Source organism: Paenibacillus sp. Marseille-P2973 (genome assembly GCF_018101095.1).
GTDB classification, from domain to species: Bacteria; Bacillota; Bacilli; order Paenibacillales; family Paenibacillaceae; genus Fontibacillus; species Fontibacillus vini.
In genome coordinates, this window is the sequence record NZ_JAGQEH010000003.1 from 473367 (window position 1) to 488098 (window position 14732).

Sequence of the window (14732 nt, forward strand, 5' to 3'; positions counted from 1 at the left end):
TATATATTAAGGAGGAGACAACGTGGATTTCGGAAGATTGATAACAGCGATGGTAACTCCCTTCGATAACAAGAATGAGATCGATTGGGAACAAACCGCACGACTTATGGATTATTTGATTGATAATCAAAAGTCTGACAGTCTTGTCATTTGCGGAACAACAGGGGAGTCTCCCACTTTATCCGATAAGGAAAAATTGGAAATGTTCGCTTTTGCCGTCAAACATGCGGCCGGACGCTGTAAAATTATTGCGGGAACGGGTAGTAATAATACGGCTCATTCGATACAGTTATCGAAAGATGCCGAAGCTACCGGGGTAGATGCACTCTTGCTTGTGGCTCCTTATTACAACAAGCCGAATCAGGAAGGGCTGTACCGTCATTTTGAGGCGATCGCGACCTCAACGAAGCTGCCGGTCATGATCTACAACGTACCAAGCCGGTCCGTGATCAGCATTAGCAAAGAAACAACGCTTCGTCTGGCGCAAATCCCGAATATCATTGCGACGAAGGAATGCGCTCCGTTGGAGCAGGTGGCGGGAATTGCCGCAGAAGCCCCGGAAGGCTTCAAGGTTTATTCCGGTGACGACGCATCCGCATTGCCTGCCATTTCCGTAGGCGCTTACGGCGTTGTTAGCGTAGCCGGCCATATTGTCGGCCCAGCCATGAAAGAAATGATTGAATCGTTTGTCGCCGGGAATGTAGAGAATGCGGCAAAGTTACATCAGAAGCTGCTTCCGGTATTCAAAGGCTTATTCGAATGTCCAAGTCCGGTAGCCGTAAAATATGCGCTTAACGAATTGGGACAATCTGTTGGTTCCGTACGTCTTCCCCTGATTCCGCCAAACGATGACGAAGCGGCCAGAATCCGCGCTCTTCTTGGCTAACAGCCAAAAATATGTTTCATTTCCATAAACCGATGCCGTCTTAGAGGCATCGGTTTTTTTACGATGGAGCAAGGTAACGTTATGAAGGCGGCAGGCGGCTGACTTGTATTTTGCCAAATTAATCATGTATAATGGTTTCAAGTGACTGGGTGCGGTGATTTATTAATTAACAATTAATATAAGAAAAGCACTGATCGGTGCATTTTCATTTACAAATTATGACGTCCAAAATAATAGGAGGGTTAGATTCACTTGTCTAAAAAAATGAATACTGATAAATTGATGATCTTTGCCCTGGGCGGCGTCGCTGAAATCGGGAAGAACATGTATGTTGTCCAGTATGGTAATGACATCGTCGTTATCGATGCCGGCTTGAAATTTCCGGAAGAGGACATGCTCGGTATCGACATCGTTATTCCCGATATCACTTACCTGACGGAGAACCGTGACAAGGTAAGGGGTATCGTATTGACCCACGGCCATGAAGACCATATCGGCGGATTGCCTTATGTGCTCAGAAACTTGAATGTTCCGGTTTACGGGACAAAGCTGACGCTGGGCCTTGTCGAGAACAAATTGAAGGAAGCCGGATTGCTCGGAGATACGAAGCGGGTATTGATCCATGCTGACTCGGAGATTCAGTTGGGATCGTCGATGAAAGCCACTTTCTTTAGAACGAACCACAGTATCCCCGATTCCGTCGGAGTGTGCATCGAGACGCCGGAAGGCAATGTCGTTCACACCGGCGACTTCAAATTCGATCATACTCCAGTCAATGATCAATTTGCCGACCTGCATCGAATGGGGGAAATCGGAAAGAAGGGCGTACTTGCCCTGCTGTCGGATAGTACAAATGCCGAGAAACCGGGATTTACCCCTTCGGAGAAAAACGTAGGGATCGTGCTTGACGATATTTTCCGTAAAGCGGAGCAGCGCGTCGTCGTGGCGACCTTTGCATCGAATGTGCATCGGATTCAGCAAGTCATCGACGCTGCATTCTCGACGGGACGCAAAGTAACGATTATTGGCCGCAGTATGGTCAACGTAGTATCGATCGCTTCGGAACTCGGTTATTTGAATGTTCCGGACGGCATTTTGATCGAACCTGAAGAAGTGAATAAAATGGCGGCGGACCGGGTCGTTATTTTATGTACAGGCAGTCAGGGAGAACCGATGTCGGCGTTGACGCGTATGGCGCGTTCGACTCACCGCAAAGTGGATATTTTGCCTGGCGATACGGTTATCATTGCGGCTACCCCGGTACCCGGCAATGAGAAGTATGTTGGACGAACTATTGATGAATTGTTCCGCCTGGGAGCGGAAGTTATATACAGCGGTTCCAATTCCGGAGTACACGTATCCGGACACGGCAGTCAGGAAGAGCTGAAGCTGATGCTTAACCTGATGCGTCCTAAATATTTCATTCCGATTCACGGCGAGTACCGGATGCTTCGCAAGCATGCGCTGCTTGGGCAATCGGTCGGTGTCGAACCGGAGAACATCTTCCTGGTCGATATCGGGGATATCGTTGAAATCCAAGGCGGGGTTGCCCGCAAAGCCGGTAAAGTACCTGCCGGTAATGTCCTGATCGACGGGCTCGGCGTAGGCGATGTAGGTAATATCGTTCTTCGCGACCGCAAGCTGCTGTCCCAGGACGGAATTCTCGTAGTTGTTGTAACTTTGAGCAAACAGGATGGCACGATCGTATCGGGACCGGACATCATTTCCAGAGGTTTTGTCTATGTTCGTGAATCCGAAGGTCTGCTTGATGAAGCAAACCGGATCGTCTCCAGTACGCTGGAGAAATTGATGAGCGAGAACGTAAACGAATGGGCATCGCTCAAAACAAGCGTGAAGGATTCGTTGGGTCGATTCCTGTATGAACAGACCCGCCGCAGACCGATGATTCTTCCAATTATTATGGAAGTTTGATTGGCGGCTATGACAAATTTATAACTAGGCACACAGTCGCCTCTTCTCCTGCCGGTAATATTGGACGGTTCCTTGCGGGAGAGGAGGCTTTTTGAGTTGAGTTTCAGAAGCTTATGGTAAGGGACTTTTTGGTTTGAAGTGCGTGTTCAAAAAGTCGGGTTTTCAGGACCAAGAAGGTTGGATGAAGATAGGGACTGAGTAGCGGAGCGTACATAAGGTACGTGAGCAACGGAAGGCCCGGCTGAATTCAAGATTCGACGTCGAATTTTGATCCTGATCTGCTTCGTCATGGAAAGATGACTTTTTGAACAACCTCTTGAAGCTGACAGTAATTCGGCGGGAATAGAGACCGGGAGAAGGTCGGCATACTAGCTCATGTATGGATCGCAAGCGACGACAACAGGCCCGAGGGCTGGAAGGAAGCGTGACGACATGAACAAAGAAACCGGAAGATCAGCGGCGAACCAGGAGGCGGAAATGCCACCGGTACAGCCGGATTCGGAAAAAAAGACCGCGGCGGTAACTGAAGCCATTCAACAGCTGGGACAAACCGCCGTGCCTACCCCTGGCGAATCAAATGTGTACTGTTTGACGATCATTGGTCAGATCGAAGGACATCTCGTGCTTCCTCCACAAAATAAAACGACGAAATACGAGCATTTGATTCCCCAACTCGTGGCCGCGGAGCAAAATCCGCGGATTGAAGGTCTGCTGATTATTTTGAATACGGTGGGAGGGGACGTGGAAGCGGGCCTCGCCATCGCGGAAATGATAGCTTCATTGTCCAAGCCGACCGTTACGGTTGTCATTGGAGGAGGGCATAGCATCGGTGTGCCCATTGCCGTAGCCTCGGACTTTTCCTTTATTGCCGAAAGCGCGACGATGACAATTCACCCGATCCGGATGACCGGACTTGTCATCGGAGTACCGCAAACCTTTGAATACATCGAAAAGATGCAGGAGCGGGTAGTCCGCTTCGTTACTGCGCATTCACGGATTCCTGAGGATACCTTTAAAGAGCTGATGTTCAAAACGGGAGAATTAAATCGGGATATCGGTACGGCTGTTGGCGGCAATGATGCGGTCAAATACGGATTGATTGACGGTATCGGCGGTATCGGCGAAGGGTTGAGTAAATTGAATACCCTGATCGAATCGCGGAGGAATGTACAGCCTGCAGGAGGGATTACGCAATGACCCACTATACGATCATACCCGAAGAGGCTTATTGGGAACAGCCGGAAATTAACGATATGTACAATGAGATCGAGGTTGGCGGAATATTGATGCAGGTACGTATGGAGCCGGGAAACCGTGCCACCATTGTTCGTCTTCTCCGATGCGGTTTAGATGATTATTTAAACCCGGCTTACGCTCCGGGAAGTCAAATTGCTTTTTTGCCCGTTCCGTTAAGATAGCGGGAACATATGTATGGTACCCTCCGGTGATTATGGTATAATATTCATCTGGGGGGTGTTCCTGTTTGGCACGCAAACGTAAGAAGAAAAAGGCAGCTCTTGGAAGTATGCTCAAATATGAAATTTATGGGATCATCCTGATCACTTTATCCATCATTGCCTTGTCCGGGGAGGCAGCCGTCGGCAGAACGCTCTCGAAAATGTCGGCGCTCATTCTTGGCAAGTTTTATTTCGTGATTCCTTTAATCGGCATTTTTGTCGGACTGGCTGTGATGATCAGACGGAAATGGCCAACGAAGTGGACAACGCGCCGCAGCGGATTTTTACTTGCTGTCCTCGCTTTTGTATTAATGAGTACGATTTCGGCAATGGGGCAAAAATTGTCTCCTGTCGTCTCATTAAGCTTCGGCAATATCATGGGCCAAATTCATCGTGATCTTCAAGGGGCCTTGTTTCATCCTGCATCGGCGGATTCCGGATTCAGTTTGCTGAACTTGAATATTAGCGGAGGATACATAGGCGGTCTGGAATTTGCGCTGCTCTATTCGCTATTCGGGATGGCAGGGGCAAAACTGATTATGATCGTCATGCTTGCAATCAGCTTTATGCTGGTTACCGGTTTATCATATGTGGAAATGGTCCGGCTGCTTCGTTCCAGAATGGGCGGTTTCGGAGAGCTTCTCGGCAAAAAAATCCGCATGCTCCGTCCTGTGCCCGTGACGAACAAAGCGAAGAAGACACCAAAACCAGTCATCTCCGTCCCGCAAGAAGTGGAGGAAGAGGAGGAGGAATTATCGCCTTCGGTTCCGTCACCCAAGCAGAAACAGAAGCCGGTATTTTTTCAGCTCTTCGGTTTCAAGGAGAAACCGGTCGAAGCTCATGAGCCTGAGCAAAATCCCGCTTATGAGGACGAGGATTCGGCTGGGAATCAAGATATTAACTGGAATGAACTGGAGTATCGAGGTTTTACCGGGAATGAACCTGCGGATGATGATCGACCAATTCAAGGCGCGGCCGTTGACCGTTCATCTGTTGAAACGGGTCCGATTATCCGGGACTTTTTCGACCATATTCAGCGCGAAGGCCAACCCGGTTTGGATGAACCCGAATCGGAAGAACTGCAAGATGCAGTGTTTGAAGGTAATCCGGCTGCGGAGATGGAAGCTCTGTCCGGTGATCTTGAACCGGTAGCCGCGGACGTCTTATTGTCTGCCGAAGGGCAGGAGACAGGCCCGGAAGCGGGAGCGGATAGTCTAGAAGGTGCGGCGGATGATATAATCATTGCCCCTCCGCCCAAACCGGCTCCCAAGCCGTACAAGCTGCCGTCATTCCGGCTGTTATCCAAACCTGGAGGCGGGGCGAAATCCGGCGATCAGGCTGATTATATGCAGACAGCCCGCAAGCTGGAAGCTACGCTGGAGAGCTTCGGCGTTCGGGCGCGCGTGCTTGAAGTCGTACGCGGACCAGCAGTGACGCGCTATGAAATCCAGCCCGATATCGGGGTCAAAGTAAGCCGGATCGTCAACCTTACCGATGACATTGCCCTGGCGCTGGCAGCTAAAGACATCCGGATGGAAGCGCCGATCCCGGGCAAATCGGCGATCGGCATTGAGGTGCCGAACAATGAGGTATCGCTGGTAACCATGCGGGAAGTGATGGAGACGCCGACCTTTGTGGATGCGGAATCCAAGCTGTCCATCGCATTTGGCCGCGATATTTCCGGACAAACGATCGTCGGCAATCTGGCGAAAATGCCCCATCTGCTCGTTGCAGGTGCTACGGGCTCCGGGAAGTCCGTATGTATCAACGGGATCATAACGAGCATTTTGTATAAGGCGAAGCCGGATGAAGTTAAATTTATGATGGTCGATCCCAAAATGGTCGAACTCAACGTATATAACGGAATTCCGCATCTTCTGACACCTGTGGTGACCGATCCGCGCCGGGCTTCACTTGCCCTCAAGAAGATCGTCGTGGAAATGGAGAAACGGTATGAGCTGTTCTCCAAGTCCGGTGCCCGCAATATTGAGGGTTACAACTTAATGATGAAAGAGAATCCGGACGCGGTGCTGCCATATATCGTCGTTATCGTGGACGAGCTTGCCGACCTGATGATGGTCGCAGCAAACGATGTGGAGGACGCGATCGCACGTCTGGCCCAGATGGCCCGGGCGGCAGGGATCCATCTGATCATCGCGACCCAGCGTCCGTCCGTCGACGTTATTACCGGGGTTATCAAGGCGAACATTCCGTCGCGGATCGCCTTCGGCGTATCCTCACAGGTGGATTCCCGTACCATACTCGATATGGCCGGCGCGGAGAAGCTGCTCGGACGGGGCGATATGTTGTTCATGCCGATGGGCGCTTCCAAACCGGTCCGAGTGCAGGGTGCATTTATGAGTGATCAGGAAGTGGAAGTAATTGTAAACTATGTACGCGGACAAGGACAGGCCGAATATGATGAAAGCCTTGTTCCGGAGATCGAGGAAGACACATCCGGACAGGAGGAAGTGCTGGACGAATTGTACGACCAAGCCGTACAAATCGTGCTGGAGGCTAAACAGGCTTCCGTATCGCTGCTACAGCGGCGGATGCGCGTCGGGTATACCCGAGCGGCCCGTTTAATCGATTCTATGGAGGCCAGAGGCATTGTAGGGCCTTATGAAGGCAGCAAGCCGAGGGAAGTATTGATGAGTATGGATCAGTACAAAGTCGGTAAAATTTCGTCCTGATCGACAATGAAATAGTCAGGATATCAAGCCCCGCCGTTATAACTGCGGGGTTTTTTGCATGGATTTTAACCGGCTGCAGCAGCTCGCCAATTCCGGCAATTCTGTCGGTGAATAGGAAGGGTCTGGGCTTGTCATAATAATGTCATCCAACTATGTTAATCCACAATAGAAAGGTAGAGCTAAACGTTATGAAAAATATGAAGATATGGTTTGCCGCAGGTTTAGTGCTGCTTTTGTTCGGAATCTTTTACGGATACAGCTATCTGCGTCAATCAAACGATGTAGAACTGAAGCAAGAAACGCCCAAGCATGCCGTTCCTGTTTTTAGCGAACAGGTCATCGACTACGGTGCGTTTGGCAAAGACGTTTATGAGCTGCAGGGGCGCCTGGCTTTTCTAGGGTTTTATCATGGTAAGCTGGACAGCCAGTTCGGTCCAAAAACAAAGGAATCGCTCAAATGGTTCCAATCGGAATTCGGAATGAAGGTTGACGGCTTGGCCGGTCCCAAAACAAAGTTGAAGCTATATAATGCGACAAAAGCTTGGAAGCCCGGCATGGAGTATGCCAACCAGGGCCAGGGGCAAGGACAAGGACAAGCTGGTCAGGCAAATGGTCAAGCAGGCAAAGAAACGGCACAAACCGGAAATGAGAAGCCTAAAGCCGAAAACACGGATTTGTCTCCGTCAAACGGTATGGGGCTCTCGGAGAATGATCTGAAAATCATGGCCAACGCGGTTTATGGTGAATCCCGGGGCGAACCCTTTGAAGGTCAAGTAGCTGTAGCTGCCGTCATTTTAAATCGGGTGAAGTCGCCGAGTTTTCCGAACACGGCTTCCGGCGTAATTTTTCAGCCTGGCGCGTTTACTGCGGTAGCGGATGGACAAATCTGGCTGGAACCGAATGAGAATGCCCGAAAAGCGGTACAGCAGGCTTTAAACGGATGGGATCCTACCGGAGGATGTCTGTATTATTTTAATCCGGAAACAGCGACCTCCAAATGGATTTGGACTCGGCCTCAAGTTAAAACGATAGGAAAACACATATTCTGCATGTAAATTTTACGCATGGAAAAGAAGCAGCCGCTTGATCCGCCAGGTTGCTTCTTTCCTTTGAATTGGTATAGAATGGAACTGAATTTTGTTATCGCAGCGCGCACCAATAGTCTCTCGTAAAGGAGTTTTGGTCTTGAACAAGACGATTTTCGAACGCGGCAGCGCGGGTCATATTCGGATCCATGTTCTGCCTACGACCCGCTTCAAGACGTTTGCCGTTTCCCTGTATGCGGGCATCCCGCTGGACAGCAAGACGGTAACAACGACGGCATTAACCCCTTTTGTCCTAAGAAGGGGCACGGCCTCTTATCCGGAAACGATTCAGTTCCGGGAGCAGCTTGAGCGTCTTTATGGCGCAGGCTTCGGTTTTGATGTGTATAAACGTGGAAATTATCAAATCGTGCAATTTAGAATGGATACCATTAACGATTCATTTGTGCAGAGCGATGAGTCGCTGCTGGCAAAGTCTTTCGCTTTTCTCGGTGAAGTCGTCACCAAGCCGGTTTTGGAGAACGGGGCTTTCCGGCCTTCCTATGTAACTTCCGAACGGGAAAATGTCCGCCAGAAGCTGGAGAGCATCATCAATGATAAAATCCGGTACGCAGCGGAACGTTGCATCGAGGAGATGTTCAAAGATGATCCTTACCGTCTGCATCCGCTCGGACAACGCAGCGATCTGGACGGCATAACGCCGGATTCGCTATACGCCGCTTACCGGAATTGGCTGGAGCAGGCCAGCCTGGATCTGTATGTAGTCGGGGATACTTCCCTTTCGGAGGTGCAGGAGCTTGTAGAGAAGATGTTCGATCTTAAGCGCTCCTCTACGCCAGAGTATGCTCCAGAGCACAGCGAAGTTGTCTCAAAAGAAGTACGGACCATCAAAGAAAGCCTGGACGTCAATCAGGGCAAGCTAAACCTCGGTCTTCGCACGCCGATTACTTACGGGGACGAACGATATGCCTCCGCCTTGCTTTACAGTGGAATTCTGGGCAGCTATCCGCATTCCAAGCTGTTTATGAACGTACGCGAGAAAGAAAGCCTGGCCTATTATGCGGCTTCCCGTTATGACGGCCATAAAGGTCTGATGACGATTCAGTCGGGCATCGAGATTGAGAACTACGAGAAGGCGCTTACCATTATTCAGGCCCAGCTTGCGAGTATGCGTGCCGGAGAAATCTCTGAACTTGAAATAAGCCAGACCAAGGCGATGATCCGCAACAGTCTGCTTGAAATGCAGGATTCGGCCTTTGAAATGATCGCTTACGACTTTAACCGGGTACTTTCCGGGAAAGACCGCCCGGCGGAACTGCTGTTAAGCCAAGTGGAGCAGGTGGGCACGAAAGACGTGGTCGATGCGGCCGAAACGTTCCAGCTTGACACCATTTACTTTTTAACAGGGCAAAAGGAGGGATGACCGGTGGAAGCGATCACTTATGACAGATTACAGGAAACGTTGTACCGCGAAACGATGGATAACGGGCTGCAGGTGTACGTTCTGCCCAAGCCGGGATTCCAGAAAACCTACGCTACCTTTTCGACGAAATACGGTTCTATCGACAATCATTTCCGGGTAGCCGGAGAAGACGAGGTTTCCGTACCAGACGGAATCGCCCATTTCCTTGAGCACAAAATGTTCGAGGAGCCGGAAGGCGACATTTTTGCCAAGTTCGCTTCCCAAGGGGCTTCCGCCAACGCTTTTACTAGCTTTGATCAGACGGTTTATTTATTCTCGGCCACCGAGAATATCAAGGAAAACCTGGAAACGTTGATTAACTTTGTGCAGCATCCTTATTTCACGGATCAGAATGTGGAAAAAGAAAAGGGAATTATCGGCCAGGAAATCGGCATGTACCGCGACAATCCGGATTGGAGAGTTTATTTCGGCCTGATTGAAGCGATGTATGGCGTCCACCCGGTACATATCGATATTGCCGGTACGGTGGAGTCGATCGGGACGATTACGAAGGAAACGCTGTATACCTGCTATAACGCATTTTACCATCCAAGCAACATGCTGCTGTTTATCGTCGGAGGCGTGAATGCCGAGGAAGTGTTCCAACTGGTTAGGGAAAACCAGGCCACCAAGGAATATAAGCCGCAAGGCGTCATCGACCGCCTGTTTGACGAAGAACCGCTTGCCGTTAATGAAAAACGCCGCGAATCCAAGCTGCCTGTGTCACTCCCTAAATGCCTGTTCGGCTTTAAGGAAACCAAGCTGGGATTTGAAGGCGAGGAATTGCTGCGGCGCGATCTTGCAACCAAGCTGGCGCTGGACTTGTTGCTCGGTTCAAGCACCCGGCTGTACCAGAAGCTGTATGATCTTGATTTGATATCCGACAGCTTCTCTCACGAGTACAACAGCAACCCGAATTATGCCTTTTCCGCGATCGGCGGGGACACGAAGGACCCGGAACGTCTGATGCAGGTTATCACCGAGGAAATCAAGAGCGTGACGGCCGCCGGGTTCCGCGAAGAGGATTTCGAACGTGCCCGCAAGAAGAAGATTGGCGGCTATTTAAGAATGCTTAACTCCCCGGAAAATATTGCTCATGAATTCACCCGCTACCGCTTCCGCGGCGGGGATTTGTTCCAGGTGCTTCCCGTCTATGAGTCGTTGACGCTGGAAGAGGTAAACACCCGCCTGCGTGAGCATATTGATTGGGAACAGCTGTCCGTTTCGCTGGTGGTGAGTCCGTAAGATGGTATCGAATCATGGGATAGAGAAGAACATCGGTGAGATGACCGTATTGGTCACCGGCGCCAGCAGGGGAATCGGAGCGCAAATTGCGCTCCGATTCGCGTCGGTTGGTATGAATGTTGTGATCCACTACATGAACTCGCATGAGGCGGCTAACGAGGTCGCCCGCAAGTGCATGGAAGAGGGAGCCAAGGTGTACACGGTTTCGGCCGATTTACGGAGCAAGGAACAAATTCTCCGGATGAAGGATAAATTGGAGAGTCATGGGTTAAGGCCTGATATTGTCGTTAATAACGCCGGCATATCCCATTACGGACTGCTTTCCGATGTGGATGAAGCGGAATGGGACGACGTGATGGACGTAAATCTGAAGAGCGTATTCCTGTGCAGCCAGGCTTTTATGCCGTACATGATTTCTCAGCGGTTCGGGCGGATCATTAACGTGTCCTCGGTATGGGGGATTTCAGGCGGTTCTTGCGAGGTTGTTTATTCTGCAGCCAAGGGAGGCGTAAATGCCTTCACGAAGGCGTTGGCCAAAGAATTGGCACCTTCGGGCGTTACAGTGAATGCCGTTGCTCCCGGCGCGGTAAAGACGGAAATGATGGCCCGTTTTGACGAAGATGAACTGAAGCAGCTGGAGGAAGAAATTCCCGCCGGAAGACTGGCTTCTCCGCAGGAAATTTCTTCGCTCGTCTATTTTCTTGCGTTGCCGGAGTCGGGATATATTACCGGACAAATAATTAGTCCCAACGGTGGCTGGGTAACTTAAAGGAATTCGTGTTGACGGAATTACCCAGACCGTCTGAGCGAATAAAGACACGGCAATCATCGCATATTACAACTGTTGATTTTAAATCGCCAATCGAAGGAGGATTTATAAATGTCAACAGTACTCAAAAATTTCGATAACTGGAAAAAGTTTCTCGGTGACCGCGTCAAACACGCGGAAAATACGGGCATGAGCGAGGAAGCTATCGCTAATCTCGCTTATGAAATCGGCGGGTTTCTTGACGACAAGGTGGATCCTCAAAACGAGTCCAACCGCGCACTGAAGGAAATTTGGGACGTGGGCAGTGAAGAGGAACGCCGAACCATAGCCAGACTGATGGTTAAGCTGGCCAAGAAAAACGCATAGTCCGGTCAGAAAAGCTCCCTTACAGGGGGCTTTTCTCCAATCTAAATACCGCGGCTTGCCTTTCAATTCTATTTTATATATCATAAAACACGTATTCATATTCTGTTCGCATTTTCTGGCCATTGGACCGGCAGCTAACTTTTCATGAACTGTGCAGGAAATCGGGCCGATTTTGTCGAATAGTGTAGAGGACTTAGAGAAGGTGTATGGATGGAGTCGAAACAATGGTATTTGGAATATAAAATACATAAAAACCGTCCCGGTTTGCTTGGGGATATTGCCTCTACGCTCGGGATGCTTGAAGTTAATATTTTGACGATTAACGGAGTGGAGGGGGAAACCCGTGGTCTGCTCCTGGAAACTGACGACGACGACAAAATCGCTCTCCTTGACCAGATGCTCCGCAAGGTCGACAGCATTACGGTTACCGCCCTGCGAAGCCCCCGGTTGGTCGATCTTTTGGCCGTGCGGCACGGCCGTTACATCGTTAGGGATTCCGACGACCACAAAACATTCCGTTTTACCCGGGATGAGCTTGGGTTGCTTGTTGATTTTTTGGGTGAAGTATTAAAAAGGGACGGTCATCAGGTCATCGGCCTTAGGGGAATGCCCCGCGTGGGTAAGACGGAGTCCATTATCGCGGGGAGCGTCTGCGCGATGAAGCGATGGGCCTTCGTATCCTCGACGCTGCTCAGGCAGACGGTGCGCAGCCAACTGTCCGAGGACGAAATGAACCCGAATAACGTGTTTATTATCGACGGGATCGTGAGCACGCTTCGTTCCAATGAAAAGCACTTCCAACTGATTCGTGACTTGATGAAAATGCCTTCGACAATCGTTATTGAGCATCCGGATGTTTTTATCAAGGAATCCGAATATAATTATGACGATTTTGACATTATTATAGAATTGCGTAACAATCCTGACGAGCAAATCGTTAATGATACGTTCACTACAAATTATTATAGCGATGAGCTATGAACTTAAATTTAAGATATGTAAATAAATCCATACATGGATTTCATGATATTTAATAATTACAGGAGGTGATGGTCGTGTCGGATTTGGGCCAGCAATTAAAGGAAGCCCGACTTGCCAGAGGCTTGTCTCTGGATGATGTTCAAGAAATGACAAAAATTCGTAAGCGGTATTTGGAAGCCATCGAGGCGGGGGATTATAAAGTTTTACCGGGAAGTTTCTACGTGCGGGCCTTTATTAAGACATATGCCGAAGCAGTGGGTGTAGATCCGGATGAACTGCTGAACGAACATAAGCAGCATGTTCCGGATGTGGCTCCTGAACCGACGATGGAGCCCGTGCTTCAGAAGCGGCGCAGCTCCCGAACGGCGGAGAGAAATTCAAAATGGTTGTCGACGACACTGATGTGGTCGTTTGCTGTGCTGATTCTCGTAGTGATTTATATGTATTTCACGGTTTGGGGCAAAAGTGACGAGGCCAAGGACAACCAGCCTGATCAAACACCGGTAACGGACATCAGCTCGGAAGGAAACGGCGGGACCGGAAACACGGGACAGAACGGGACTAATGCGGGTACAGGCAATGAGGGTACTGCCGGAAACGGTACTGCGGGCAATAACGGTACCAATGGAACCGATAACGGCAGCAACGGTACGGAAGGTAACGGTAGTACGAATACAGGTACTGACACCGGTACGGATACCGGCGTAGGGACTGTGGTTGTCGCTCCCGACGGGAAGGAAGGAAGCACGACCAAATTTCTGGTTCAATCAGCCGGAAGCCAGCCTGTCCAGGTAGTGATCAATGCTACGGGCAAAAGCTGGGTAGAAGTCCGCAAAGGCGACAAGGGCGGAGAAAAACTGTATTTCGACAATACCACCGAGGGTGAGGTTCTCACCTATGAACTGGGACCGGAAGGCTTGTTCATTAAGTCGGGTGCGTCTTCGAATACGACGATTACTGTCGGAGACCAAGTGGTCACGGACGGGAAGAATACTTCCAAAATCCAGTTAAACCTGGGCAGCGCTGACGCAGGATCGGCTAATGGAAGCAATGGATTGGATAACAGCACAACCGATGGAACCAGCAGTGACGGTAGTGCTAATAACGCCGAATAATACGGGCGTCTTTGACCGGATAACGGTCAGGGACGTCCTTTATTTTTCATCGGGGCGGTGTCGACTCGACTTTGCGAAATCTTTTACATATAATTATGATATGTGTTGAAAAAGGTGACTTTTTGAACTACCTCTATTGGAAAGGAATGTGAATTATGGCTTCTGAAAGTTCTTTTGACATTGTATCGAAAATGGACATGCAGGAATTGACCAACGCGATCGACCAGACCGAACGGGAAATTGCCAACCGTTTTGATTTTAAAGGCAGCAAAAGCGAGTTGAAGGTCGAAAAGGATGTGCTGGTGATCCTGTCCGATGACGAGTACAAGCTGAATGCGGTAATTGATATTTTACAGTCTAAAATGATCAAGCGCGGTTTGCCGATCAAAAACCTGGACTACGGAAAGGTTGAGCCGGCTTCGCTCGGCACGGTTCGTCAACGAATCAACCTGAAACAGGGAATTGATCAGGAGAACGCTAAGAAAATCAACGTACTGATTCGGGATTCCAAGCTGAAAGTAAAGAGCCAGATCCAAGGCGATCAAATCCGCGTCACCGGCAAGAGCAGAGACGATCTGCAGCAGATTATTCAAATGCTCCGTAAAGCGGATCTTACCGTTGATTTGCAATTTACGAATATGAAATAAGCAAGCATCCGGTCTCTCGCTGTGCCAGTGGCTCCGCGCGGGGCTCTTTTTTTCAATGAACATCGATTTTTGGGTGTTATATGTGGTTTTGACAGTATTGTTTCGGAAATATTATACTTAATTAGGTTTTTAAAAT

At 49.7% G+C, this 14732-nt stretch carries 13 protein-coding genes; all 13 read left to right on the forward strand.

Annotated features, from left to right (window positions below):
- Window positions 1-22: 22 nt before the first annotated feature.
- The 13 genes from dapA to KB559_RS09205 all read left to right on the forward strand — a co-directional run bounded on the left by dapA (window position 23) and on the right by KB559_RS09205 (window position 14596).
- Window positions 23-886, forward strand: coding sequence for a 4-hydroxy-tetrahydrodipicolinate synthase (gene dapA, locus KB559_RS09145; RefSeq protein WP_211021406.1), 864 nt, complete (start codon window positions 23-25; stop codon window positions 884-886).
- A gap of 252 nt (window positions 887-1138) precedes the next feature.
- A complete protein-coding gene (locus tag KB559_RS09150; protein WP_211021407.1) occupies window positions 1139-2818 on the forward strand; it encodes a ribonuclease J in 1680 nt (559 codons plus the stop codon).
- A gap of 432 nt (window positions 2819-3250) precedes the next feature.
- Window positions 3251-4015 carry a ClpP family protease gene (locus KB559_RS09155; protein ID WP_373316805.1) on the forward strand — a complete coding sequence of 255 codons (765 nt, stop codon included), beginning with the start codon at window positions 3251-3253 and terminating at the stop codon, window positions 4013-4015.
- Window positions 4012-4236, forward strand: a complete 225-nt coding sequence (locus tag KB559_RS09160) for a YlzJ-like family protein (protein WP_211021408.1) — start codon at window positions 4012-4014, stop codon at window positions 4234-4236. The genes KB559_RS09155 and KB559_RS09160 overlap by 4 nt, the downstream gene beginning before the upstream one ends.
- Before the next feature lie 65 nt (window positions 4237-4301).
- A complete protein-coding gene (locus tag KB559_RS09165; protein ID WP_247681668.1) occupies window positions 4302-6968 on the forward strand; it encodes an FtsK/SpoIIIE family DNA translocase in 2667 nt (888 codons plus the stop codon).
- A 188-nt stretch (window positions 6969-7156) separates the two neighbouring features.
- Window positions 7157-8023 carry a spore cortex-lytic enzyme gene (gene sleB / locus KB559_RS09170; protein ID WP_211021409.1) on the forward strand — a complete coding sequence of 289 codons (867 nt, stop codon included), beginning with the start codon at window positions 7157-7159 and terminating at the stop codon, window positions 8021-8023.
- Between the two features lie 130 nt (window positions 8024-8153).
- Window positions 8154-9434: an EF-P 5-aminopentanol modification-associated protein YfmF gene (gene yfmF, locus KB559_RS09175; protein ID WP_211021410.1), complete on the forward strand. Its 1281-nt coding sequence runs from the start codon at window positions 8154-8156 to the stop codon at window positions 9432-9434.
- 3 nt (window positions 9435-9437) lie between these two features.
- Window positions 9438-10718, forward strand: coding sequence for an EF-P 5-aminopentanol modification-associated protein YfmH (gene yfmH / locus KB559_RS09180; protein ID WP_211021411.1), 1281 nt, complete (start codon window positions 9438-9440; stop codon window positions 10716-10718).
- A 1-nt stretch (window position 10719) separates the two neighbouring features.
- Window positions 10720-11487: an elongation factor P 5-aminopentanone reductase gene (gene ymfI, locus KB559_RS09185; protein ID WP_211021412.1), complete on the forward strand. Its 768-nt coding sequence runs from the start codon at window positions 10720-10722 to the stop codon at window positions 11485-11487.
- 111 nt (window positions 11488-11598) lie between these two features.
- Window positions 11599-11853 (forward strand): DUF3243 domain-containing protein, encoded by a 255-nt coding sequence (locus tag KB559_RS09190; RefSeq protein WP_211021413.1) that lies wholly within the window; start codon window positions 11599-11601, stop codon window positions 11851-11853.
- 210 nt (window positions 11854-12063) lie between these two features.
- Window positions 12064-12834: a DUF3388 domain-containing protein gene (locus KB559_RS09195; protein ID WP_211021414.1), complete on the forward strand. Its 771-nt coding sequence runs from the start codon at window positions 12064-12066 to the stop codon at window positions 12832-12834.
- A gap of 74 nt (window positions 12835-12908) precedes the next feature.
- On the forward strand, window positions 12909-13949 hold the full coding sequence (locus tag KB559_RS09200; RefSeq protein ID WP_211021415.1) for a RodZ domain-containing protein: 1041 nt from the start codon (window positions 12909-12911) through the stop codon (window positions 13947-13949).
- 155 nt (window positions 13950-14104) lie between these two features.
- On the forward strand, window positions 14105-14596 hold the full coding sequence (locus KB559_RS09205) for a YajQ family cyclic di-GMP-binding protein (protein ID WP_211021416.1): 492 nt from the start codon (window positions 14105-14107) through the stop codon (window positions 14594-14596).
- Window positions 14597-14732 lie beyond the last annotated feature (136 nt).

Coding starts and splice junctions, on each gene's coding strand:
- KB559_RS09155 (WP_373316805.1), top strand. CDS start 3,251: ATGAACAAAGAAACCGGAAGATCAGCGGCGAACCAGGAGGCGGAAATG.
- KB559_RS09160 (WP_211021408.1), top strand. CDS start 4,012: ATGACCCACTATACGATCATACCCGAAGAGGCTTATTGGGAACAGCCG.
- sleB (WP_211021409.1), top strand. CDS start 7,157: ATGAAAAATATGAAGATATGGTTTGCCGCAGGTTTAGTGCTGCTTTTG.
- ymfI (WP_211021412.1), top strand. CDS start 10,720: ATGGTATCGAATCATGGGATAGAGAAGAACATCGGTGAGATGACCGTA.
- KB559_RS09190 (WP_211021413.1), top strand. CDS start 11,599: ATGTCAACAGTACTCAAAAATTTCGATAACTGGAAAAAGTTTCTCGGT.
- KB559_RS09195 (WP_211021414.1), top strand. CDS start 12,064: ATGGAGTCGAAACAATGGTATTTGGAATATAAAATACATAAAAACCGT.
- KB559_RS09205 (WP_211021416.1), top strand. CDS start 14,105: ATGGCTTCTGAAAGTTCTTTTGACATTGTATCGAAAATGGACATGCAG.